This window comes from Streptomyces sp. TG1A-8, assembly GCF_030499535.1.
Lineage (GTDB): Bacteria > Actinomycetota > Actinomycetes > Streptomycetales > Streptomycetaceae > Streptomyces.
In genome coordinates, this window is record NZ_JASTLB010000001.1 from 3,788,016 (window position 1) to 3,810,613 (window position 22,598).

The 22,598-nt window shown below is 71.0% G+C and carries 25 protein-coding genes and 1 tRNA gene; 10 read left to right on the forward strand and 16 right to left on the reverse strand.

Annotated features, from left to right (window positions below):
• Positions 1-35: 35 nt before the first annotated feature.
• Positions 36-1,568, forward strand: a complete 1,533-nt coding sequence (locus QQY24_RS16440; protein WP_301973440.1) for a S1C family serine protease — start codon at positions 36-38, stop codon at positions 1,566-1,568.
• Between the two features lie 138 nt (positions 1,569-1,706).
• Positions 1,707-1,793: transfer RNA gene (locus QQY24_RS16445), tRNA-Ser, on the forward strand.
• A 135-nt stretch (positions 1,794-1,928) separates the two neighbouring features.
• Here QQY24_RS16445 and QQY24_RS16450 read toward each other — a convergent pair.
• From QQY24_RS16450 to QQY24_RS16515, 14 genes are all read right to left on the reverse strand, one after another.
• On the reverse strand, positions 1,929-3,344 hold the full coding sequence (locus tag QQY24_RS16450; RefSeq protein ID WP_301973441.1) for a tyrosine-type recombinase/integrase: 1,416 nt from the start codon (positions 3,342-3,344) through the stop codon (positions 1,929-1,931).
• 61 nt (positions 3,345-3,405) lie between these two features.
• Positions 3,406-3,594, reverse strand: a complete 189-nt coding sequence (locus tag QQY24_RS16455; protein WP_086703718.1) for an AlpA family transcriptional regulator — start codon at positions 3,592-3,594, stop codon at positions 3,406-3,408.
• Between the two features lie 442 nt (positions 3,595-4,036).
• Positions 4,037-5,515, reverse strand: a complete 1,479-nt coding sequence (locus QQY24_RS16460) for an ATP-binding protein (protein ID WP_301973442.1) — start codon at positions 5,513-5,515, stop codon at positions 4,037-4,039.
• Between the two features lie 3 nt (positions 5,516-5,518).
• Positions 5,519-6,406 (reverse strand): bifunctional DNA primase/polymerase, encoded by an 888-nt coding sequence (locus QQY24_RS16465; protein WP_301973443.1) that lies wholly within the window; start codon positions 6,404-6,406, stop codon positions 5,519-5,521.
• 90 nt (positions 6,407-6,496) lie between these two features.
• Entirely contained in the window at positions 6,497-6,751 is a 255-nt protein-coding gene (locus QQY24_RS16470) for a hypothetical protein (RefSeq protein WP_301973444.1), read from the reverse strand.
• Between the two features lie 17 nt (positions 6,752-6,768).
• A complete protein-coding gene (locus QQY24_RS16475; RefSeq protein ID WP_301973445.1) occupies positions 6,769-7,221 on the reverse strand; it encodes a hypothetical protein in 453 nt (150 codons plus the stop codon).
• Between the two features lie 14 nt (positions 7,222-7,235).
• Positions 7,236-7,430: a hypothetical protein gene (locus tag QQY24_RS16480; RefSeq protein ID WP_301973446.1), complete on the reverse strand. Its 195-nt coding sequence runs from the start codon at positions 7,428-7,430 to the stop codon at positions 7,236-7,238.
• Positions 7,427-7,696 carry a hypothetical protein gene (locus QQY24_RS16485; RefSeq protein WP_301973447.1) on the reverse strand — a complete coding sequence of 90 codons (270 nt, stop codon included), beginning with the start codon at positions 7,694-7,696 and terminating at the stop codon, positions 7,427-7,429. Before QQY24_RS16485 ends, QQY24_RS16480 begins: the two co-directional genes overlap by 4 nt.
• A 141-nt stretch (positions 7,697-7,837) precedes the next feature.
• Positions 7,838-10,018: a cell division protein FtsK gene (locus QQY24_RS16490; RefSeq protein WP_301973448.1), complete on the reverse strand. Its 2,181-nt coding sequence runs from the start codon at positions 10,016-10,018 to the stop codon at positions 7,838-7,840.
• A gap of 81 nt (positions 10,019-10,099) precedes the next feature.
• A complete protein-coding gene (locus QQY24_RS16495) occupies positions 10,100-10,435 on the reverse strand; it encodes an RRQRL motif-containing zinc-binding protein (RefSeq protein WP_301973449.1) in 336 nt (111 codons plus the stop codon).
• A complete protein-coding gene (locus QQY24_RS16500) occupies positions 10,435-11,292 on the reverse strand; it encodes a protein spdB (RefSeq protein WP_301973450.1) in 858 nt (285 codons plus the stop codon). The genes QQY24_RS16495 and QQY24_RS16500 overlap by 1 nt, the downstream gene beginning before the upstream one ends.
• The gene (locus tag QQY24_RS16505; protein WP_301973451.1) at positions 11,289-11,567 is read right to left on the reverse strand and encodes a DUF6303 family protein; all 279 of its coding nucleotides are present in this window, start codon (positions 11,565-11,567) and stop codon (positions 11,289-11,291) included. Before QQY24_RS16505 ends, QQY24_RS16500 begins: the two co-directional genes overlap by 4 nt.
• Positions 11,564-12,010: a Pycsar system effector family protein gene (locus tag QQY24_RS16510; RefSeq protein ID WP_301973452.1), complete on the reverse strand. Its 447-nt coding sequence runs from the start codon at positions 12,008-12,010 to the stop codon at positions 11,564-11,566. The genes QQY24_RS16505 and QQY24_RS16510 overlap by 4 nt, the downstream gene beginning before the upstream one ends.
• Positions 12,007-12,276: a DUF6284 family protein gene (locus QQY24_RS16515; protein ID WP_301973453.1), complete on the reverse strand. Its 270-nt coding sequence runs from the start codon at positions 12,274-12,276 to the stop codon at positions 12,007-12,009. The genes QQY24_RS16510 and QQY24_RS16515 overlap by 4 nt, the downstream gene beginning before the upstream one ends.
• A gap of 553 nt (positions 12,277-12,829) precedes the next feature.
• On the opposite strand from QQY24_RS16515, the gene QQY24_RS16520 reads away from it, so the two are divergent.
• From QQY24_RS16520 to QQY24_RS16540, 5 genes are all read left to right on the forward strand, one after another.
• Positions 12,830-13,213, forward strand: a complete 384-nt coding sequence (locus QQY24_RS16520; RefSeq protein ID WP_301973454.1) for a GntR family transcriptional regulator — start codon at positions 12,830-12,832, stop codon at positions 13,211-13,213.
• Positions 13,214-13,366: 153 nt separating this feature from the next.
• On the forward strand, positions 13,367-14,152 hold the full coding sequence (locus tag QQY24_RS16525) for an aminotransferase class IV family protein (RefSeq protein WP_301973455.1): 786 nt from the start codon (positions 13,367-13,369) through the stop codon (positions 14,150-14,152).
• Between the two features lie 49 nt (positions 14,153-14,201).
• Entirely contained in the window at positions 14,202-15,131 is a 930-nt protein-coding gene (locus QQY24_RS16530) for an SUMF1/EgtB/PvdO family nonheme iron enzyme (RefSeq protein ID WP_367658001.1), read from the forward strand.
• A gap of 60 nt (positions 15,132-15,191) precedes the next feature.
• Positions 15,192-15,785, forward strand: coding sequence for a hypothetical protein (locus QQY24_RS16535; RefSeq protein WP_301973457.1), 594 nt, complete (start codon positions 15,192-15,194; stop codon positions 15,783-15,785).
• Between the two features lie 384 nt (positions 15,786-16,169).
• Positions 16,170-16,832 (forward strand): histone deacetylase, encoded by a 663-nt coding sequence (locus QQY24_RS16540; RefSeq protein ID WP_301973458.1) that lies wholly within the window; start codon positions 16,170-16,172, stop codon positions 16,830-16,832.
• A 27-nt stretch (positions 16,833-16,859) separates the two neighbouring features.
• Here the strand turns inward: QQY24_RS16540 and QQY24_RS16545 are convergent, their stop codons facing one another.
• Complete coding sequence (locus tag QQY24_RS16545; protein ID WP_301973459.1) at positions 16,860-17,726, reverse strand: bifunctional DNA primase/polymerase; 867 nt, start codon at positions 17,724-17,726, stop codon at positions 16,860-16,862.
• A 227-nt stretch (positions 17,727-17,953) separates the two neighbouring features.
• Between QQY24_RS16545 and QQY24_RS16550 the strand changes: the two genes are divergently transcribed.
• Together QQY24_RS16550 and QQY24_RS16555 are read left to right on the forward strand one after the other, a co-directional pair.
• A complete protein-coding gene (locus tag QQY24_RS16550) occupies positions 17,954-18,511 on the forward strand; it encodes a SigE family RNA polymerase sigma factor (protein ID WP_301973460.1) in 558 nt (185 codons plus the stop codon).
• A gap of 299 nt (positions 18,512-18,810) precedes the next feature.
• The gene (locus tag QQY24_RS16555; RefSeq protein ID WP_301973461.1) at positions 18,811-20,466 is read left to right on the forward strand and encodes a long-chain fatty acid--CoA ligase; all 1,656 of its coding nucleotides are present in this window, start codon (positions 18,811-18,813) and stop codon (positions 20,464-20,466) included.
• A 106-nt stretch (positions 20,467-20,572) separates the two neighbouring features.
• Here QQY24_RS16555 and QQY24_RS16560 read toward each other — a convergent pair whose 3' ends face one another.
• Positions 20,573-21,877: an MFS transporter gene (locus QQY24_RS16560; protein WP_301973462.1), complete on the reverse strand. Its 1,305-nt coding sequence runs from the start codon at positions 21,875-21,877 to the stop codon at positions 20,573-20,575.
• A 120-nt stretch (positions 21,878-21,997) separates the two neighbouring features.
• Between QQY24_RS16560 and QQY24_RS16565 the strand changes: the two genes are divergently transcribed.
• The gene (locus QQY24_RS16565) at positions 21,998-22,579 is read left to right on the forward strand and encodes a TetR family transcriptional regulator (RefSeq protein ID WP_301973463.1); all 582 of its coding nucleotides are present in this window, start codon (positions 21,998-22,000) and stop codon (positions 22,577-22,579) included.
• The last annotated feature ends 19 nt before the right edge of the window (positions 22,580-22,598 follow it).

The window sequence follows — 22,598 nt, forward strand, 5'->3', positions numbered from 1 at the left end:
CTGAGGACAACAGCCGTGGATCGAGGAGAAGAGCTGTGAGCACCGAGAACGAGGGCAACGCGGTACCCCCGGCCCCGTCCGCACCTCCCGTGCCGGTGGCCTCTCCCACTGCCTCCCCGCAGGGTCCCGCGCCCGAGGGGGGCGCGCCGACGGCACCGCTCCCGCCGGTGCCCCAGGGCCGCCCCGGCGCCCCGGAGCAGGGCACGGCGCCCGCGGGCCAGGCCCAGCAGCCCCACGCCGGCGGCCCCCAGCCCTCCGTCCCGGCTCCCGGCGGCGCCCAGCCGTACGGCCCGGCGCCGCAGGCGCACCAGCACCAGCCCTACGGCACCCCCGCCCCCGACGGCTCCTGGCCGCCCCCGCCGCCGGCCACGCCCGCCTACGCCGACGGCGGCTCCGGCGGCGCCCACGCCGGATGGGGTTCGTCGTACCAGCAGCCCGCGCCCGAGGCGCGCGGCGGACGCGGCGGACTCATCGCCGCGGTCCTGGTGGCCGCGCTGGTCGCGGGCGGCCTGGGCGGCGGGCTCGGCTACACCCTGGCCAAGGACAACGACGGCAGCGGCTCCACCACCGTCTCCTCCGACAGCAGCGCCTCACAGGTCAAGCGGGCCCCCGGCACGATCGCCAACGTGGCCTCCAGGGCCCTGCCCAGCACCGTCACCATCGAGGCGGAGAGCAACAGCGGCGAGGGCGGCACCGGCACCGGGTTCGTCTTCGACACCCAGGGCCACATCGTCACCAACAACCACGTGGTCGCGGACGCGGTGGACGGCGGCAGGCTCACCGCCACCTTCCCGAACGGCAAGAAGTACAACGCCGAGATCGTCGGCCACGCACAGGGCTACGACGTCGCCGTCATCAAGCTCAAGAACGCCCCGTCGGACCTCAAGCCGCTCGCCCTCGGCAACTCCGACCAGGTGGCCGTCGGCGACGAGACGATCGCCATCGGCGCCCCGTTCGGCCTGTCCAACACGGTCACCACGGGCATCATCAGCGCGAAGAACCGCCCGGTGGCCTCCAGCGACGGCAGCTCCACCAGCAAGGCGTCCTACATGAGCGCCCTGCAGACCGACGCCTCCATCAACCCGGGCAACTCCGGCGGCCCGCTGCTGAACGCCTCCGGCGCGGTGATCGGCATCAACTCCGCGATCCAGTCCACCGGCAGCGGCGGCTTCGGCTCCGGTCAGTCCGGTTCCATCGGCCTGGGCTTCGCCATCCCGATCAACCAGGCCAAGTACGTCGCCCAGCAACTGATCAAGACCGGCAAGCCGGTGTACGCCAAGATCGGCGCGTCCGTCTCCCTGGAGGACTCCACGGACGGCGCGAAGATCACCGACACGGGCGCGGCGGGCGCCGCGGCGGTCGAGTCGGGCGGCCCGGCGGACAAGGCCGGCCTCAAGCCCGGTGACGTCATCACCAAGCTCGACGACATGGTGGTCGACAGCGGCCCGACCCTGATCGGCGACATCTGGACCCACCAGCCGGGCGACAAGGTCGAGATCACCTACAAGCGGGGCGGCCAGGAGCACACGGTGGACCTCACCCTGGGCTCCCGGATCGGCGACAACTGACCCGGCGCCCGCGCCGGCGGGGCGCCCCACGACGAGAGACGCCCCGCCCGGCGCGGCGGGGTGCCCCGGGCGGACGCCCCACGCCCGGCCGCGGTGCCGGTAATCTGTACGCGCGCCGCCGGTCTCCGGCAGGCGCGGGGAGGCGTGCCCGAGCGGCCTAAGGGAACGGTCTTGAAAACCGTCGTGGCAGCGATGTCACCGTGGGTTCAAATCCCACCGCCTCCGCGCAGGTCATAGATGTTGCAGGTCAGAAGGGGTGTCCCGGGTCACGGGGCACCCCTTCTGCGCGCGGCCTGTCTCACCCTTTCTCGCCTGTATCCCAGAGCTGACCAGGGCGTATGGGCCATCTGTGGGCCAGGATCAGGGGGCGTCCCCCTCTTCTAGGGCGCGAGAGATCAGGTCGTTTGAGTGCTGCTGACCGCCCTTAAGGATCTTCGCGTAGAAGCGGTACAGCACAGCGATGCTGTGGCCGGCGCGAGCGGCGACCTCCGCCGGGTCCACCCCCGACTTGATCCACAGGGAAACGCCCGCGTGACGGAGGGAGTACGGCACGGCCGCAAGGTCTGATTCGACCTCGCGCGGGGACAGCACCGCCCTCCGCGCTCTCTCCCAGATGTCGCAGTACTCGGTTGACGGGACGCGCCCGCCCTTGGCAGCTCGGAACAGCCGGCCGTCATCGGCCGTGCCGTAGCGCCTGATGTGCTCCCGGAGCAGATGCACGAGGACGGGCGGGATAGGCACGGGTCGCGTCGCACCGCGCTTTCGTCGCTTGAGCCCGCGCGTCTCGTACGACGTCCCGTCATCCGTCCACCCACCGCCCACTTCCGGGCGACTCTCCCCCAGCAGCAGCTCTCCCCACTCGTTCACGGTCTCGGGCGAATTGGGGGGCAAGGTGCAGTCCGATTCCTTGAGCGCGACAATTTCACCGGGCCGCATGGCCGCGTAGTAGAGGCACCCGAAGAACGCGTGCAGGTGCTCACCACGTGGCCCGGAGTCACGAACAGCCCCGAGCAGCGACCGCGCCAAGGCAGGGTCCGGTACGTACCGGAAATCGATCTCGTCATCGCTCTCGGGAGGCGTCCAGTCGACGCGTGGGAGAGGGTTGGCGGTGAGCAGCCCTTTTTCCTCCACCGTGTAGCGCAGCACGTTGCTCAATACCATGCGCTTACGCCTGGCCGTGTTCTCAGCAGCTTTGCCCCCGTCCAGGCGGAGTGACAGGGCTTCCAGCGCCGGCCGTAGTAGCGCGGGGTCTTCGAGATCCTTGACCTTGATGGAGTGCGCGGCGATCCACTCCAAGGCGGCGCGTACGTCCTCCGGTGGCTCCTCTACCGTATGGCGCTGCACCCAAGCGCCCTCGGGGGAGCGGACCGCGCGGAAAGCCCACTGGTACAGGGCGGCGCGCAGGACCGCCGGGCCCGGCGCTCCCCTCTTGCTGGTGACAAGCGCGGGGGTGACAACGGCCAGGGACTCCGCGATGCTCGCACGGTGCTTAGCGGCGGCACGCGGCCACTTCATGAGCACGTATCCCGTGACGTGCTCATACCAGGACGGGGAAGTGCGCGAGGCGAGTTCGCTCGCAGGGAGCCCCGTTTCCTCGTCGAACTGCTGGCGGTCGCGTAGCGCGGCCATCAGTTCCGCCCGTCGGCCGTCAGCCTGCGGCTTGAGCTTGAAACTGCGCGAGTGCGGTCGCTCGCCCACTCGCCAACGCAGCTCCCACGGCTTGGGGCGTCCGGCACGCTTGCGGATAGACCAGATATCGACGTCGTACGTCAGCATGTGTCTCCAAGCAAAATGAGGGGCCCGCGCTCAGCGCGGGCCCCGGTGAAGCGGTCGGATTTTACGCGGCGTGCTGCTCGCAGCGCTCCCACCACGCGTCAAGGTCACTGCGGCGGCAGCGGAGCTGTCCGTTCGGGAGCTTGATGAGCTTGGGAGCCTTGCCGCGGGCGCGCATGCGGTAGAAGGCGGCGCGGCTCATCTCGATCTCTTCGAGGACTTCGGGGAGCTTGAGCATCTTGGTGCCAGCCAAGGCAAAGACTCCTTTTCAGGGTTCGCCGGGGAGGGGTGGACTTCCGGGGGGTGTCCGAGGTACGGATTTCTGCGTCACCGCGTCATCTGCGTCATTCAGGGGGCTGACCTGCGTGTTTGAGTGACGCAGGGCGTTTTGGGGTGTGTCACCGGTGACGCAGGCTTCCGTCCCCCGGTGACGTGGGTGACGCGGGGTGACGCACTCGCCGTCCGTCTGCGTCACCGCTCTCGCAGCAGGTCACGGGGTGTTTGCCGTTCGTGGGTGACGCAGGTGACGCAGCGTCTCTTTCCTTCGGACAAGAGAGGGGGTGGTGTCTGTTGTAGTGCGGCTCAGGGCGTGAAGAAGGAGCCGCTTCGCGGCGCGACCATCGCAGGGCGGCGCCGCCGCCGAACAGCAAGAGGAGCACGCCGGCCCGGGGTGCTCCTCTTGCTTGTGTCGGCGGTCAGAACGCCGGTTCCTGCTCGTGCGTGGGCGGCGGGGCCGGGGGGCGGGCCATCTCAATGTACCGGGCCGCCTTGGTGCGTCCCCAGTCGATGAGGACGCCCCGGGCGGCGAGGGTGGGCTGAAGGCGCTTGAGGCGGTCTGAGAGGACTTTGCCGGTGGTCGGCCAGCCTTTTGGAAGGGGGCGGCAGTCCTCGCCGCTGTAGAGGCCCGTGAGGGCGTGCAGCCACTCGGCAGACGTCATCCGCTCTTCCGTCCCCGGAGCGATGCCGGCGGCGTGCTTCAGGACGGTCTGCGCCAACAGGTCGCCCTCGATCACGTCGTCGTTGAGGTCGTCCAGGCTGGCGCGGTAGGCGGCGAGCGCCCCGAACCCGGTGGCCGCATCGAGCTGCGCGCACAGGTGCGCGAAGTCGGCCATCCGCAGGTCGGTCGGAATGTCCGCTTCTGCCGCGCGGACCTTGACCGTGAGGTCGAGCAGGGAGCCGAGGATGATGGGCAGGGCTTGTGCGTATTCGGCCCACAGTTCCGCTTCGGTGCGCCGGACGCTGGGACGTTCCAGGCGCAGCGGAAGGAGCCGTTCGGCAAGGTCGGGCCGGATCACCCCGACGTCGATGCCGGTGAGCAGCAGGGGGCGGCGGTAGCGGGCCCGGACCACGTCCCCGTCGGTGTACAGGGCGCGTTTGACGGTTTCGGCGCCGGTGACGATGCAGCACATCGCGTCGGACAGGTCCGGGGCGAGGTGGGAGAGGTTGTCCAGGGCGGTGACCCATCCGGCGGCCACGGCCGCGATCAGGTTCTCTTCGTCCTTCGGCGCGCGGCGCAGGTCCCCGCTCATGCCCTCGATGATCCGTACGAGCATCCGCCCGCCGGTGGACTTGCCTGCTCCCTGGGGGCCGGTGAGGAACGGGGCGGGGACGGGCACGGACGGTCCCAGGCAGCCGATCAGCCACGCGATGGCCAGGCATTCGGTCTCCGCGTTGGCGAAGTTGCACAGCCTGAGCAGGAGATCGATGCCCTTGCCGTCGGTGTCCTTGGCCGGCATGGGCAATTCGCCCGTGAGCTGCGTGCGGCGCCAGCACACCTCTGCCGGGTCGGGGGTGCGGATGTCCCAGCCGGTGGGGTGGATGCGGACCGACTGTCCGTCGTCGCGTCCCAAATCCAGCCACGTTGCCCCGTCGAACCCCGGCGCCACGCGGATGTGCACGGGCTGTACGTCCTGGCTCAGCGCGAGTGCCTCGATCAAGTCGAGTGCCTCCTTCAAGGCGGTGCCGTTGAAGACGCCGTATCCGTCGCGGAAGAGACCGACCATAAGTTCCTGCCGGTGGCTGCCCGAGGTGCCTTGGGAGCGGATCGGGCGGGCCACGGGGTGGCCGTTCTTCTGCGCGTACACGGTCCCGTCAGCGGTGCGGAAGTACCGGAAATGCGACTGGGCGTAATCCGCGATGACATCGCGGGCAGGAGTCTTGTCGTCCTCGGACATGGCTCACAGCCCCAACGTGGCGCGGGCGTTGGCCCACGCGTCCGAGCAGTGCCGGGCCGTCTCGCCCTTGGTCTGCGCGGCAGCGAACAGCCGCGCCACGTGAGCGTCGGTGAGGCAGGCGCACCGGCCGTGCGTGGACAGCACCGCGAGAAACGTCCGGTACACCGTCGCGTGAACCGCGCTGCGCGCCTCGGTGATGCGCTGTTCGGCCATCGCGATGCCGCGTTCCAGGTAGGCGGGCGTGCGGTGCCGGCACTCTCCCTCCCCGGCCCGTGAGGGCACGGCGCCGGCGGGCGGTGCCGGCCGGGCCGGGGAAGGCTTCTTCACCGCGAGCGCGCGCACGGCGTCCGGCAGGTCGACCAGGTGGCCGGTGCCGGGCCCGAGGTAGCGGGCGTAGGACATGGACGACTTGATGTCGACACCGGGGCGCACCGCGTTGTGTGAGGTCATGACGCCCCGGTAGATCCAGTGTTCACCGCGCGTCGTCGCCACCGTGCGGGTGGCCGGCAGGGCGGTATGGGCCCACGCGATGGCGTCCGCGTCGTCCAGGTCGACCACGGTTAGCCCGGCGGCGCCGGGGTGGTAGGCGACGCAGACGGCACGCTGCCACGCCGCCGCCCACGGGGGCGAGACGATGACCGCCGGGTCGGTGGTGGCGGCGGCCCACGCGTGGCAGACCCCGGGGCAGTCGCAGGGCCCTGGGGTTTTCATGTTCGGCCGGCCGCCGCACGTGTTGCCCGCGCAGGCGGGGCAGTTGCCGAACGGGATTTTGCCCCGGCGCAGGGGCAGCACCGGCACGCCGGCAGCGGCCAGCGCCAGCGCAGTCGGCAAGGGGTCGGAGAGCGCGCTCACGCCGTCACGCCCTCGCCGGATCAGGGTCGGTTGCGTCATGCTTGGAGACCTCCACAGGTCAAGTGATTGGCAGGTGGACAAGGGCGGCCCCGCTTCTTTGGAGAGAGGGAGGGGCCGCCCTTGGCGTAGCTAGAAGGGCGGTTCGTCGCTGTAGCCGGGCGGGGTGCGACGCGGCCAGCGGGGCAGGGGCAGGAGAGTCATGGCCCACTGCGTCCAGCAGGGGCAGGGCTCCCAGTCGGTGCCGGCGTACTCGCCGTTATGGTCGCCGTAGTCGCGCGCGATGCCGCCCACTCCGTCGCAGTGGGGGCAATCGGGGCGAGGGGTGTCGGACAAGGCCAGGGCCCGGCGAGGGCAGTAGGTGACCTTGATACGGAGTCGAATCACGGATGTAGGTCCCCTCGTTAGCCGTAGAACTTGTTCCGCTTGATCACGGCCTTACGGATGTTGACCGTGGTCCGGCCCTGGTGGCCGCTCGTGCTGAACACCTGCACAGCGATCCATCCGCCGAAGATCACGGTGGCGAGGATGATCAGCTGTCCGATGAACGCGGTCAGGGCTGCGATGAACGAGGTGAGCAGCAGCAGCCCGCCGCACACCGCGAGGAACCCGACGCCCCCGAGGGCGATGTTCACCGCCGTGCGGGACACGGCCGGCTTAGCGGCGAACGGCTCCGGCTGAGCCGGTGCCACGGCGTAGCCGGTGACGACACGGCCGTCCGGCAAGACGACGCTCGCCACGGCCGGGATGTGGCCCGGCTGGACGGGAACGACCGGCGCCGCGTGAACGGCGGGGCTGATCGGGGTGGGCTGGTGCACCACGAGGGGCGCGGTCCGGTGGGTGGTGTGTTCGTTCATGGTCGCGGTTCCCTTCAGTTGCCGAGGGCGGACAGGGCGTCGGCGGATGCCTGCACGAGGTTGTGGATGGGCTCGTAGGCGCCGGTGCCGGCGGCGAAGAACCCGAACAGGAACAGCACGAGCGCGGCGCCGCCGCCGGCGTACTTGGTCTTGACCGCGAAGACGGAGGCGGCGCCGAACAGCAGCACGGCGGAGATGTTGAGGATCATCGGGACCCTTCCGGGGTGTCGGTGCCGGCGCGGTAGATGCGCGCCCAGCGGTTGTAGAGCCAGCGGCCGGTACGGATGCGCTTGCCGGTGGCGTGGCAGCGGCGGCAGTCCTTGCCGCGCTTGATGCGTCCCTTGCGGTCCGTCTTGAGCGCGTGGCCCATGCCACGGCAGCGGCGGCAGTCACCGAACGGCGACACCGCACACACACCGACGTAACCAAGGGTGACGGCGAGCAGGCAGGCGATAGCGAGCAGGGCGGGGGTCACGTGGGGCCCTTCCTGGCGGGTTTTTGGGGTTTGCGCAGGTGGGCCGCTATCCGCTAGCGGCCTGATCAGAGGCGGTTTCGGGTGCTAGCGGGGCCGCTAACGTTAGCGAGGGGTGCCGCTATCGTTAGCGGCCCCGGAGCGTCAGCCCGCGTCCCGCTTTCCTTCACGCTCCGCAATCGCGGTGGTGATGTGGGAGCGGTCGACACCGCGCCGGTTGACGACCTTGCCGTTCACACGGCGCCCCACCTGAATCGTGGACACGCCGTGCGGCTTGAGCGCGGCTGCCAATGCGTCGGGGTCCCATCCGTCGTAGACCTCGGGGCGCAGGTCCGCGAGCCGGGCCACGATGGTTTCCGACCACGCCTTGGCCTCTTTGGCCGGGACCACGGCGAGGATGTCCGCCAGCAGGTCATAGGCGGCCGTGGTCGGCTCCGGTGCCTCTCCCAGGGCGTGGCCGGCGAGCAGTCCGGCCTTCTCGCGGACGCGGCGGGCGCGGGCGGCGATGGCTTCGGCGCCGCCCGCGTCGACGTAGACGGAGCGGACGATACGGGCGTCGGAGCCTTCACCCACGAAGTAGTGGATGCCCTTGTCTCCCCAGGCGAACATGGTTGCCCGCACCCCGCGCTTGTAGGCGGAGGTGCCCAGCACCATGTCGTTCTCCAACTGGCCCATCACCTTCAGGCACCACCGGGCCGATGCGTTCGCGGAGATGCCGGTGGGCAGCGACTTGGCGTCCGGGCGCTGCGTGGCCAGCAGGACCACGATGCCGGTGGCGGGGCCGCGCTTGACCAGGTCGGTGATGATCTCCTCGAACTCCTTGCCGTGCTCGGGGTGCTCGAAGAGGACCTGGCACTCATCCACCCCGACCACGATCGGGTGCAGCCCCAACGACCGCTTGTCGGCCAGGGCGCTGGTCACCTTGGACTCCGGGCAGATGTCCCGGGGCAGGGAGCGGATCACCTTCGTGCGCCGGCGCAGTTCCTCGCGCAGGGCCCGGAAGTCATCCAGGGCGTACTGCACGGGTTCGTCGTCGTCGCCGGCGGCGTGCCGGTAGCCGACCGCGTTGCCCACCGGGTCAAGGTCGCCGGTGCCCTTCATGTCGTAGGTGTGCAGCTCAGCGCGTGGGTCGAGCGCCGCGATCAGCAGCAGCAAACGCAGGAGGAACGTCTTGCCCATGCGCGGGATGGCGCCGATGACGCCCGCGATGTACATGAGCGTGACTTCGGTCCACCGGCCGCGCTGGTCGGTGCCGTAGGCGACCGGCTTGAACAGGTCCACGCTGCCGGACTTCAGCAGCGGCCACGCCGGCTGAGACGCCCTGGACATGTCCTGATCCCCGACCCACAGCACCAGGTGCCCGGTGTGCTCATCCGGCACCGCTTCGGGCCACACACACCCGAGCGGGCGGCGCAGACCGGAAGCGAGCCGCTCCCGGCGCTCGATGATGTCCGTCACCGTCACGCCGTAGGGCAAGTTGCCCTCCGCACGCCAGCCGGGACCGTCGCGGGTGATGGGGGCGGTGAACTCGAACCCGTCCCGCCCCTTGCCCTGCGCCTGAGTGATCGCAGGAATCCCCAGCGCCCCGAGCGCCCGCAGGACGATGTCACTGGTGAGCTTGGTCGCCTTGGGCAGCTCCACCGCCCGGTGCACGACCGGGGCGTCCGCCCTGCGGCCGGCCGCCCCCAGGGCGAGGACGACCGCACCCACGGACACGGCTTGCAGCCAGTCGGGCGCCAGCACATAGATGGCGAGCGCCAGACCAGAGCCGACCAGCGCGGCGAGCGCGGCGACCAGGGTCCGCAGCCGGACCCGTCCATCACGCTGCCGCGACAGCTTCAGGTACTCGGCAGCGTCCTCACGCCGCACGGCGGCGAGCCGGACCGGTTCGCCCTCGCGGTCGGCCACCCACCGCATCGTGCCCCCGACCACCTTCGCGGCGCCGGCCGGTGCCTGAAGGGCGAGGCGGGCGGCGTAGACCGGGGCCCGGAGCGCGTGGTAGCCGGCGGCGTGGGCGTAGTGGCGTGCCACCCACGCGGACGCGGTGCGCAGCTCCGCCGCGGACTTCAGCCAGACCGGCACGACCGCGCGGCGGCGGGCGCCGGCGAGCCGACCGAGGTAGCCGGGACCGGTAGCCGCGGGGGCGGGCTGGTCGACCATGAGCGGCGTGTCCGGGTCGGCCGGCTCAGGCTCCGGCGCGGTGGCGGGGGCCGGTTCGCGGGCGGCGCGGGCCTTGTCCAGGTCGACCACGTCGGCGCCGTGGTCGGCGGCCATTTCGGCTTCCAGGCGGTTGAACAGTTCGTGGTCGTCGTCGGGATGCTTCACTGAGACTTCCTTCTCTCGCAGAGGGAAGGCGGGGCCCGGTCCGTCGCTGTAGGAGGTGGGCGGACGGGCCCCGCCGGGAGTTCAGGCGGCGTACTGCTCGGGGTAGGCGCACGGCACGCACGTGCCGAGCGACACGGGGATGACGTATCCGGCGTCACGACCGCAGGCGGGGCAGGTGCGGCGGGCGGCGTTGGCCTTGGCGAGCGCCGCCCACCGGGCCGGGGTCATGGGACGGACCGGCTTGGCCAGGTCGATGCGGTAGAGGTAGGCGACCAGCGGGGCCCGGCGGCGGCGCGGCCGTTCGAGCTGTGCGGCCACGTCCTGGCCGCCGGGCCGCAGGCCACGGGCGCGGAGTTGGCGGCGGGTGGCGTAGCCGTCCGGGGCCATGCGCCACCGGTAGACCGGCAGCGTGGACATCAGGCGACGCGCTTCCACGCGGCCCGAAGTCGGACCTCAGATGCGGAGTGGCCGGCGGCGCGGAAGCGGGCGGCCATGTCGCGGTACGACAAGGGCGGCGTCTGGCTGTGCCGGATGTCGTGCACGAGCGTGTCCAGCGCGTCATCCGACAGCGCGGGCGCCCCCGTCTCCAGCGCCGGAACCTGCTCGGTCGGCCCCCACACCGGGAGTTCCCAGCGGGGTGTGACGCCGGGCGTGACGGGGGCCGTCACGCTGGTCAGGGCCCTGCCAGTCTCCTCGCCCTTGCGGGCGGTCTCCAGCGTCGACCACGCCCCCGCGAGGGTCTGCGCGGTCTGTGCCTGGACGCGTGCGACGCGGGCGCCGGCTTCCGTCACGGCCGTCAGCCGCGTCTCCTCGGTGGCCGCTTCCGCCCGCAGCCGGGCACGGGCCACGGCCGCTTCGTCGCGTGCCTCCTGCTGGATGCCCCGGATCGCGTCCAACGCGAGCGGGGTGAGCGCGGTGCGCTCCCACAGGCTGTGCACGAGCCACAGGGCCTTGGCCGCGATCGGCAGCCACGCCACAGCCAGCCACGCGCCGGCGGAGTGCTCAACTGTCAGGGCGTGCGCGACCAGGACGCCGGTGGCGAGGATGCCGAAGGACCAGCCCACCGCCGTTACGGCGCGGTTGTGGTCGCCCTGCGCGGCGAGGCGGCGCTCGTAGGCGAGGGTGGCCAGCCATCCGCCGTCGATGCCGAGACCGACGACCAGGGCGACCGGCCACGGCACCGCCGCCCCCAGCCACATCATCACCACCGCGAGGGTGAGCACCATCGACACGGCCGTCATCGCGACAGCCGGAAGAACGGTCTTGGCCTTCACTCGGTGGCTCCTTCCTGCTCGCGCACGTCCACGGTCGCGATCAGGACGACCGGGGTGCTGTCGTCGAAGGGCTTCTGGCTGTCCTCGATCCAGGACCACTCGGCACCGGGCGCCACCTCGTAGCCGAGGGATGCCAGGGCGTCCCGGCGGTCCGCTCCGGTGGGCACCGGGCCGGACTCGAACCGGACGGTGGGCCACTCGCTCTCGCCGTACAGGACGACGTACAGGCGCCACTGTCCGCCGTCGCCCGACATCTGCGCGGTCAGCTTGTTCACAGCGCACCCCCCACCGTGATCAGCGCGGCGAGGATGAGCAGCAGCCCGCCGGCGCGGATCAGGTCGACCGCGCGGCGCAGGCAGGTGAACTTTGCGACCGCCAGCCGGGACAGCCCGGCAATGTCGGCAGCCATGTCCCGGTCGACCGCCGCCGTGATCTCCTCAGCCGTGAGGGTGGCCCACAGCGGAAAGCCGTGCGGACCGAGCTGCGGGCGAACCGCCCGCAGCAGCAGACCGGCCGCGGCGACCAGCACCCCCATGCCGGCACCGCCGACGATGCATGCGGCCGTGTTCAGCGGCAGGTCGCGGGCGACCGTCCAGGCACCGGCGAGGACGGCACCGACGAACGCCAGCAGCAGCGCCGTCTTCGCGTCCGTCCGCGCGATCTCCGCCTTCACCTCAGCGTGCGCGGCGGTCAAGTTCTTCTCCGTCGCGGTGCTCACGCGGCACCCCCGGGCAGGCTCGTACCGGCCGCGCGGTTGACCAGCGCGACCCGGGCGGCGAGCGCCCGGCGTCGAGCCCGGCGGATACGCCGCTCGTCCAGCTCGCTCGGGGTGCGGTCCAGGGTAACGATGTGCGCGTCCAACAGGTCGACGTCCGCCAGGATGACGGGCATCTCCTGCTCGATCGCGTCCAGCTCCGCGTCCGTCGGCTCCATCCACGGAGCGAACGCGGTAACAGCGTCCTGAAGTGTGACGATGTCGTTCATTGGGTCGTGTTCCTCTCAGCGTGGAACGGCCCGAACGCGGCTCCCGGGATGCCCCCCGGGAGCCGCTTGCCGTTGGAGTCGGTTCCGGCTCCCCGCGCTCCCGCCCGTACGTCGTCGCGCAGTGCGCGGACGGACGGGCGGGAGAGGCAGCCGGCCGCAACGTGACGTGCTGCGAGCCGTGGTGGACCGTGTTTGCTGTCCAGGCGCCGCCGACCGGTCCGTAACGGTGGCGCTCAGGGTTTTCGTCGGTACATCAGGAGTCCTTTCGGCGAGGTCAACAGTGGTGAAGCACTGCAAGGGGGATCGCGTCCCCACTCTCCGGCCGTTGCTCGCGGTCACCGGGCCACCTCGCCAGTACGGGCCGAAGCCCTGTTCCACCTGGCCTTTAGCGGGATTGCAGCGTCCCCGCCCCGTGCATTCGTGCAGGTCAATGACCTTCAGCAATGCGACCTAGGTCGCTTGCCGATGAAGAGAAAGCTACCTAGGTCGCTTTTGGTCGTCAAGTGGTCTCGCGTCCCGATCGCGAGCGACCTAGGTCAAGTACGCTTTTGGGGTGGACTCACAGCCGAAGAGGAAGCCCAACGCCCGCGAGATCGCAGGCAGAATCAGAGACGAGATCGCCGCAGGGACGTTCGGTCCCGGGGACCGCCTGCCCGGCGCGCGGGCCTACGCCAAGAAACTCGGCGTGGCTCTGATGACGGTGCAGAACGCCTACGCCCAGCTCCAGGAAGAGGGGCTGGTTGAAGGCGTCTCCGGAAGCGGCACCTACGTCCGCGATCCCGCCCCGGGTGAGCAGAGCCCCCGTGAGGCAGCGCAGCGCCTGACCGAGCTACAAGCTGAGGTCGCGCGCGTCTCGACCGAGCTTGCCGGCCTCGTCGAGCGCGTCAAGCAGCTTGAGGCGGTCGTCGGCCCCACCAAGGGCAAGTCTGGCGCCTAGCGTCTCTCGCGGTGCATTCGTCGTCATGCTCTAAGCGTGTCCCGGTGAGCGCGCGGTGAGTACGTACTTCCCCTGCCCCCGCACCGAACTAATCCGAACTTTGGCCGCAGGGTGGGGTGTTGGCACAGCCTGCTCGGCTGCAAGACTGGCTGTATGGCCGAACTCAACGGAAAACCCGCCACCCTCGACGATCTACAGAGCCTTGCCCTCACGAACTACGGGCACTTCACGTCAATGCGGCTGGAGGACGGCACAGTCCGGGGCCTGTCGCTCCATCTGGACCGCTTGGTGCGCGACTGCCGCATCGTCTTCGGTGTCGAGTTGGACCGAGAGCGGACGCTGAACTACATCCGGAAGGCAGCCGACGGCGTCACCGGGGTCGCCGGCCTCCGCGTCACCGTCTTCGATCCCGGGATCGACATGGGGCGCCCTAGCGACGCCAAGGACCCGCACATCTTGGTCAACCTGCGACCTGGGGGCGCCATGCCGCCGCCGCCCCTTACGGCCAAGACCTTCACCTTCACCCGCGACAACGCGCAGGTGAAGCACATCGGCCTTCACCCGCAGCTCCGGCTTCGCCGTGACGCCCAGCTCGCCGGATTCGATGACGCCGTGTTTGTCGAGCCGGACGGTCGGATCTCCGAGGGCGGCACGTGGAACCTCGGTTTCGTCGACCAGGACGGCACGGTCATCTGGCCGGAAGCCCCTGTGCTCCCGGGCACAACGATGATGCTGCTGCGAAGCCTCGATACCCCGAAGCAGATTACGGCTCCGGTGCGGCTCGCCGACGTCCCGAAGATGGCAGCCGCGTTCGCGACGAACGTAACGATCGGCGTGCGTTCAGTCAGCGCGCTCGATGACGTGCAGTTCCCACATGACCACCCCGTGCTCGCAGCGCTGCGTGACGCCTACGTCGGCATTCCCGGCGAGCGCCTGTAACGCGTGCCGCTGCCCCATCGGGGGCGGCGACTCACGACAGAGGTAGCCCATGCCACTCGTTACGAAATGGACCGGACGCGAAGTCAAGGCGCTGCGTGAAGCCGTACGCATGAGCCTTATGGAATTCGCCGAGAAGCTCGGGGTGTCCGATCGCATCGTCTCCCGCTGGGAGGCAGACGGCGAACGGGCCACACTTCGCATGGTGAACCAAGCCGCCTTAGACACGCTGCTTGCCAAGGCAGATAAGGACGCCCAAGGTCGCTTCGTCGGCATCTTGTCGGTGGACGACGTCCCTGCCCACGCCATCATCGAGCCTGACACCGACCACACGAGCAGTGGCGAGTACGTGAAGCATCCTGGCGACGGGAAGCTCATGGCCTACGTCCCAGAGGGAATTTTCCTGTCTGGGGAGGACGATAACCCCGTGTGGGTGGACGAGTTCCACATAGACACGTTCCCGACCACCAATGCCGACTACGCGCGATTCTGTGCGGCCACTCGGCACCCTGTACCTGAGCACTGGGAGAACGGCCGATGTCCCCGGCACCTGTACGACCACCCTGTCGTACACGTGACTTGGCGAGACGCTCAGGCGTACGCGACATGGGCGGGGAAGTCGCTGCCGACAGCGGAGCAGTGGGAGAAAGCGGCACGTGGCACTTCTGGCCGCACCTTCCCGTGGGGTGACCAGAAGACTGCCGCAAAGTGCAATGTCCGGGAGACCGGCGTGGAGCACACGACGTCAGTCTCTCGGTATCACAGCGGCGTTTCGCCTTACGGGGTCTACGACATGGTGGGCAACGTGTGGGAGTGGCTCGCGACACCGACCACACCCGGGCGGTACGAACTCCGTGGCAGTGCCTTCACGAGCCCCTTGTTCAGAGGTGTGCCGGCGGTCCCCAACGACGCCGACGACACGATGCACGACGACGACACAGGGTTCCGCTGCGTGGCGACACCAGAGCAAATGCGCTTTTGAATTCGATAGGGGAAGGGTCACTTGTCTATATCCTGGAGTACCCTTTCGGCCAGTGCTGGCGTGGCCGCAGCAGTATCCATTCTCGTTGAGTTAACAGCGAAGCCCTGGACTGAACGACGTAAAGAGCGTCTTTTGCGAGTGGCTCGCGAGCGGGACGAGCAGATTGCTCAGTTGGCCTACCTGGAAGCTAAGTATCGAACGGCCCCGTACAGGCTCGGGACAGTGTGGGACGTGAACTCACTGCTGCGAGAGTTGGATGAAGACCTCGCTAAATATAGCAACCAGCACCTTCTAGTGGGCGACTGGGCCAGTAAGCCCGTTAGGGATCTCCTATCTATAGGTCTGGGAGTGACGCGCGGCATGGTCGCCGCTTCGGTCGTCGTGGTCGATTATGCGCGAGAGACGATGGGTGAGAGCCCCGCAGCCGAGCAGTATGCGCGAGATAGTACAAAGGCGGTGCTGAGGTTGGCGAGCGGATTCTTGGACGTGCCGTTGCGATACGCGCTCACGCCGAAATGGAAAGTGGGCAAGCGTGCCACTTTGTCAAAGCAGGCGAAGAGATTGGTTCGCGGCCGTGACAATTTCGTGCGAGAGACTATTGCGCGGAACCAGGCGGATATTCTGGCGGCACGACGCTCAGGGCAGGGGGGTTGAGCTGGATGGACCGCCCAACCCCGCCACCAACACGATGCACGACGACACCGCGTTCCGCTGCGTGGCGTGACCTCAGCAGACGGCCCCGCGAGGGGTTAACCCCCGGACTCATGGGCCATGTGTGGGCCAGATGTCCGCTCGCGGGAGCTGAACCGGCCCCTGACCAGCGCGTTAGCGCGGCGCGCTTGACGCTCTTGAAAACCGTCGTGGCAGCGATGTCACCGTGGGTTCAAATCCCACCGCCTCCGCGCGATGAGCAGGGGAAGTGAGAACGGCCCCCGACCTGGTTACCCGGTCGGGGGCCGTTCCGGTGCCCGATGTCCCCCGCCCGAGGGGGCCGCGTCTTCCCGCCGGCACCCGCGGTCCGGTCAGGAGCGGTCAATCGTGAAGGTCCTACCGGTCATCGACCCGGCGTTGCCCGGCGACCGCCGTCCCGAGCGGGTCTGGTACACCTCCTACGGTTCGAACACGCACCTGGACCGGCTCGCCGACTACGTCCTGGGGGGCCGATCACCCGGGGCGGCGAGGGGGTACCCGGGGTGCCGGAACCGGGCGATGCCCACCCGGTCGATTCCCGTGGAGCTGGCGGGCGCGATGTACTTCGCCACCCGCTCGGCCGTGTGGGGAGGCGGCAGGGCCTTCTACGACCCGCGGGCCGACGGGCGCGTGATGGCGAGGGCGCACCTGGTGACGGCCGGCCAGTTCTCCGACATCGCCGCCCAGGAGATGTACCGGGAGCCCGGCGAACCGCTGGACCTGGAGGGCGTCCTGTCGAGCGGCCGGGCCGTGCTGGGCGGCGGCCGCTACGAGACCCTGGTGTGCGCCGGGCGGATCGACGGCCTCCCGGTCCTGACCTTCACCGCGCCGTGGGGGGTGGACGACGTCCCCTGGCTCTCCCCCTCGCCCGCGTACGTGCGCTTCCTCGCCTCCGGCCTGTTGTCGGCGGGTGCCTGGGACCTGGAAGCGGTCGCCGCCTACGTGGCCGCCTGCCCGGGTGCCGCCGGCCACTGGTCGGCCCGGGCCGTTGCCCGCCTCGTGCTCGGGTGACCGGGTGCGCTCCGGGCGCCCCGGCTCTCAGGGGCGGTGGCCGGTCATGCGGGCCGCCGAGGCGATGGTCGCCCGGGCTTCGCGTTCGGTCAGGCCGGTGGTGCGGGCCGCCTCGACCAGGGGGGTGAGCAGGGCGGGGCCGAGGCCGTTCTCGTAGGCGCGGCAGGCGGCCCAGAACAGGCGGGTGTTGCGCTGGCCCTCGTGCGCGGCCAGGACGAAGTGGACCAGGCCCCCGCCGTGGTCGCCGGGCCGCGGTGGCGCCGGGGGCGCGGTGCGGGGCGCGGGCAGCAGGAGCCGCAGCAGGGCGGGCGGGCAGGCTGCGGGGGCGAGGCGCGCGGTGCCGGACACGGCGGTGTACGCACCGTGGTCGGTGCGGGAGCCGGGGCCGACGAGGTAGCCGCCGGCGCCCCGGATGTCGATGCCGGGGGCCAGCCGGCCGGCCGAGTTGGGGACGACGACGTCCGGCGGGCCGGTGAGCCACAGGTGGCGGCCTCCGCTCGGAGTGATCACCACCACCGTCTCCGGGATCGTGAACAGGTGCCGCAGGGCCAGTTCGCGCAGCGCGGCCGAGGAGTCGGTGCCGGTCTTGGTGTCCAGGTCGATGCCGATGAGGTGGTGCGGGGGCAGTCCGCAGGCGATGCCGTACCCGGTGGCCCGGGGCGCGGCGGCGAACAGCTCCCGGATGCGGCGGGGGTCGGTCGAGGCGTCGTGCACGCCGTGGCCGAAGCGGCCGCATTCGCCGTGGCAGGGCGTGGGGCCGGGGTCGTCGCGGTGCGGGGAACGCAGGGCCGGGAGTTTCGTCCGGGACAGGGGGATGACGGCCAGTCCGCGTTCGGCGGCTGACAGGGCGTGCGCGAGGGCCAGCGTCGTGGCCTGCCGGTCGGGGGTGGCCATGGATCCATGTTCGTATGCGTGTTCGAAAAAGGGAAGAGGGGCGGCCACGGGCGGCGGCCTCGGGGAGGGAGTCCCGGGGGCGGCTCCCGGGGTCGGACCCGGACGCGCGTCCACCCGTGCTCCACCTTCAGGAGGTGGAGACGGCCCCACCCGTACAACCTGAGGGGGACCCCGCTTCGGGACCTGCGGCCGATCCGCGGGGCGGCCCGCGCTCCTAGCGTGGAGCCATGACCGCACCCGTCTGCACCAGCGCCTCGGCCGCCGCCGCACCGGCGCGGCAGGCCCACCCGTACCCGTCCTTCGCGTCGTACGTCAGGGACCGCCAGCCGGTCCTGCTGCGCACCGCGCGCTCGCTGACCGCCAACCCGTGCGACGCCGAGGACCTGCTGCAGACCGCGCTGGCCAAGACGTACGTGGCCTGGGAGCGCATCGAGGACCACCGGGCGCTGGACGGCTACGTGCGCCGGGCGCTGGTGAACACGCGCACCTCGCAGTGGCGCAAGCGGAGGGTGGACGAGTTCGTCTGCGACGAGCCGCCCGAACCGGAACCCGTGCCCGGCGGGGACGACCCGGCCGAGCGGCAGGCGCTGCACGACGCGATGTGGCGGGCGATCGCCAGGCTGCCCGCGCGGCAGCGGGCGATGGTCGTCCTCCGGTACTACGAGGACCTCAGCGAGGCCCAGACGGCCGAGGTGCTCGGCGTCTCGGTGGGCACGGTGAAGTCGGCGGTGTCGCGTGCGCTCGGCAAACTGCGCGAGGACCCCGAGCTGGTGGTGGTGAGGTAGCGTCCCGGCGGCACGGGCGGTCCCCGGGGTGCCCGATTCGCCGCCGGACGCCTCGCGCCGGATGCCGTACGTCCCACGCACGCCCCACGCCCACGCCCCACGCCGCACGCGGCGTCGGCCGCCAGGGGTCGGGCGTCGGACACCGGTCACCCCTCGTCGCACGCCCCTCGCCGGTCGCCGGTCGCCGGTCGGCGGACGGGCCGAGTTTTCCTCCCGCTAGTGACATACCGAGCGGTATGTGCGCAGAATCAGGCCGACCCTTGCCACCGCGCAGGCAACGCCGCCCCGGGAGGACCGCCGTGCTGAGCACCATGCAGGACGTACCGCTGACCGTCACCCGCATTCTCACGCACGGGATGCTGGTGCACGGGCGGTCCCGGATCACCACCTGGACCGGGGAGGCGGAGCCGCAGCGGCGCAGCTTCGCCGAGGCGGGCGCGCGGGCGGTGCAGCTGGCGAACGCCCTCCGGGACGAGCTCGGCGTCCGGGACGACGACCGGGTCGCGACCCTGATGTGGAACAACGCCGAGCACGTCGAGGCGTACTTCGCGATCCCCTCCATGGGCGCGGTGCTGCACACGCTCAACCTGCGGCTGCCCGCAGAGCAGCTGGTGTGGATCGTCAACCACGCCGCCGACCGTGTGATCATCCTCAACGGTTCCCTGATCCCCCTGCTCGCCCCCCTGCTGTCCAAGCTGCCGACGGTGGAGCACATCGTGGTCTCCGGCCCCGGCGACCGTGCCCCGCTGGAGGGCGCCACCGCGCGGGTGCACGAGTACGAGGAGCTGATCGTCGGCCGGCCCACCACCTACGACTGGCCGGAGCTGGACGAACGCCAGGCCGCCGCCATGTGCTACACCTCCGGCACGACCGGCGACCCCAAGGGCGTGATCTACAGCCACCGTTCCATCTACCTGCACTCCATGCAGGTCAACATGACCCAGTCGATGGGCCTGACCGACCAGGACACCTCACTGGTCGTGGTCCCGCAGTTCCACGTCAACGCCTGGGGCCTGCCGCACGCCACGTTCATGACCGGCGTCAACCTGCTGATGCCGGACCGCTTCCTGCAGCCCGCCCCGCTCGCGGAGATGATCGAGCGGGAGAGGCCGACGCACGCGGCCGCCGTCCCCACCATCTGGCAGGGACTGCTCGCCGAGCTGACGGGCAGGCCGCGCGACGTCTCCTCCCTCACCCAGGTCACCATCGGCGGCTCGGCCTGCCCGCCCTCCCTCATGGAGGCCTTCGACCGGCTCGGCATGCGGGTCTGCCATGCCTGGGGCATGACGGAGACCTCCCCGCTGGGCACGGTGGCCCGTCCGCCGGCCCACGCGGTCGGCACCGAGGAGGAGCTCGCCTACCGCCTCACCCAGGGCCGCTTCCCGGCCGGCGTCGAGGCGCGCCTCACCGGCCCCGGCGGCGAACGCCTGCCCTGGGACGGCGAGTCGGCGGGCGAGCTGGAGGTGCGCGGCAACTGGATCGCCGGCGCCTACTACAACGGCCCCGGCGCCGAACCCCTGCGGCCCGCCGACAAGTTCAGCGAGGACGGCTGGCTGAAGACGGGCGACGTGGGCACGATCACCCCCGAGGGCTTCCTCACCCTCACCGACCGTGCCAAGGACGTCATCAAGTCGGGCGGCGAGTGGATCTCCTCGGTCGAACTGGAGAACGCGCTGATGTCCCACCCGGACGTGGCCGAGGCCGCCGTGGTCGCCGTGCCCGACGAGAAGTGGGGCGAGCGCCCGCTGGCCACGGTCGTCCTCAGGGAGGGCGCGACCGCCGACTTCCGGACCCTGCGGGCCTTCCTCGCCGAGGAGGGCCACATCGCCCGGTGGCAGCTCCCCGAGCGCTGGACGATCATCGAGTCCGTCCCGAAGACGAGCGTGGGCAAGTTCGACAAGAAGGTGCTGCGCAGGCAGTACGCGGAGGGCGGACTGGACGTCACCACCCTCTGACGGCCGAAGGCCGGCAGCCGGGGACCGGCGGCCGGCAGTCGACGGCCGGGCCCGCGGCCGCCGGTCCCCGGCCGGTGGCGGGCCGGGCGTCACCGGGCGGCCGTCCTCACCGGCGTACCGCACGCCCCACCGGGACGGCCGTCGCCGTCCAGCCCAGCACCAGCCACAGGCCCGCCACCACGCTGACCCCGCTCCAGCCCCAGTGGGTGTAGGCGAGGCCGGCCAGGACGGAGGCGAGGGCGCCGCCGGTGAAGCCCGCGACGACGTAGGCGGTGTTGGCGGTGGCCGGGGCGGAGGTGGTCGTCAGGGCCAGGGTCTGGTTGGCGACGTGGGAGGCGACCAGGGCGGCGTGGATGGCCACGGCGGCGGCGAACAGCGCGGTCAGCGCGTGCCCGCCGAGCCAGAACAGCGGCACGGACACGGCGGCGAGCAGGTACGCGTGCCGTACGACCTTCCCGGCGCCGAAGCGGTCGACCAGGCCGCCCGCGAGCGGTGCCACCGCGGTCGCCGTGAGGCCGAAGAGGCCGAAGAGGCCCGCGGTCGCGGTGGACAGGCCGTACGCCGGACCGGTCAGCAGCAGGGCGAGCGAGGTCCACAGGGCGCTCCACGCGCCGAACATCCCGCCCTGCCGCACGCACGCCCGCCACAGGTCGGGCGAGCGGCGCACGAGTCCGGGCAGGGCGGCCAGGCCGGCGAACAGCGGGCCGGTGCGGGGGCGCCGTTCCCTGGGCAGGACGAGGGCGGTGGCCAGGCCGAGGACCAGGGTCAGCAGACCGGAGCCCGCGAGGACCCACCGCCAGCCGAAGGCCTGACCGGCCAGTCCGCCGACGACACGGGCCGCGACGATGCCGGTGAACAGTCCGGCGATGACGGCCGCGACGTGGCGGGCCCGGTGATGGGCGGGGGCGCGTTCGGCGACCAGCGGGACGAGCAGCTGCGGGATGACGGTCGCCGCGGCGGCCACGAAGACAGCGGCCGCGAGGGCGGCGGTGCCGGGCGCGGCCGCGCCGAGCACCAGCGCGGCCGTCGTGGCCACGGAGAGCAGGGCGACGAGCGGGCGCCGGTCGACGCGGTCGCCGAGCGGGGCGAAGAAGAGCAGACCGGTCGCGTACCCGAACTGCGCGACGGAGGCGATCCAGGCGACGGCGGCGGGGACCGTGCCGAAGTCGCGGGCGATGAGGGGCAGCAGTGGGGCCGCGAGATAGATGTTGGCGGCCGTGACGGCGGTGCAGACGACGATGAGCGGGAGGAAGAGCCGGCCGGCGGCGGCCCGTCCGCGGGCGGAGGGCGACGGCCCGCGGGCCCCGGTCGTCTCCGGGGCCGCGGTGGCCGCGGAGGACGCCGACGCCTCGGAGGCCCCGGTGGTCCCCCCGGCCCCGTGGGCCTCGTTCGTGGTGTTCGCTGACGGCATGAGCGGTGGTACTCCTTCGGGCCGACTCTCGCAACTAACTGGTTGGTTGGTTCAACAGCGTGCACCGCGTCGGAATTCATTGTCAACCAAACGGTTGGTTACAGGCGCTACCCTGGTCCCATGGCAGCAGTCAGGGACCCCGGGGCCACCAGGGCCCGCATCTTCGAGGCGGCGGTCGCCGAGTTCGCGCGGCACGGCATCGCGGGCGCCCGCATCGACCGCATCGCCACCGCGGCCAAGGCCAACAAGCAGCTGATCTACGCCTACTTCGGCAACAAGGCCGAACTGTTCACGCAGGTCCTGGGCCGCTCCATGGTGGACATGGCCGCGGCCGTCCCCGTCGACCCGGACGACATGGAGGGCTGGATCGACCGGCTCATCGACTACCACGCCGCCCACCCCGAACTGCTGCGCCTGCTCTTCTGGGAGGGCGTCGAGTACGGCACCGCCGAACTCCCCGACGAGGCGGCGCGCCAGGACCACTACGCCCGCAAGATCGCCGCGATCGCGGACGGCCAGGCCCGGGGCGTCATCACCGACGCGATCCCGCCCGGCGACCTCCTCCTCCTCCTGGTCTCCCTCGCCAACTGGACCGCCGTCGTCCCGCAGATGCGGCGCATCCTGGCGGGCACCGAGGACACCGACCACGAGCGCCTGCGAGCCTCGATCAAGGAGGCGGCCCGCAGACTGGTCGCGCGCTAGCCGGACGGACCCGACAGGC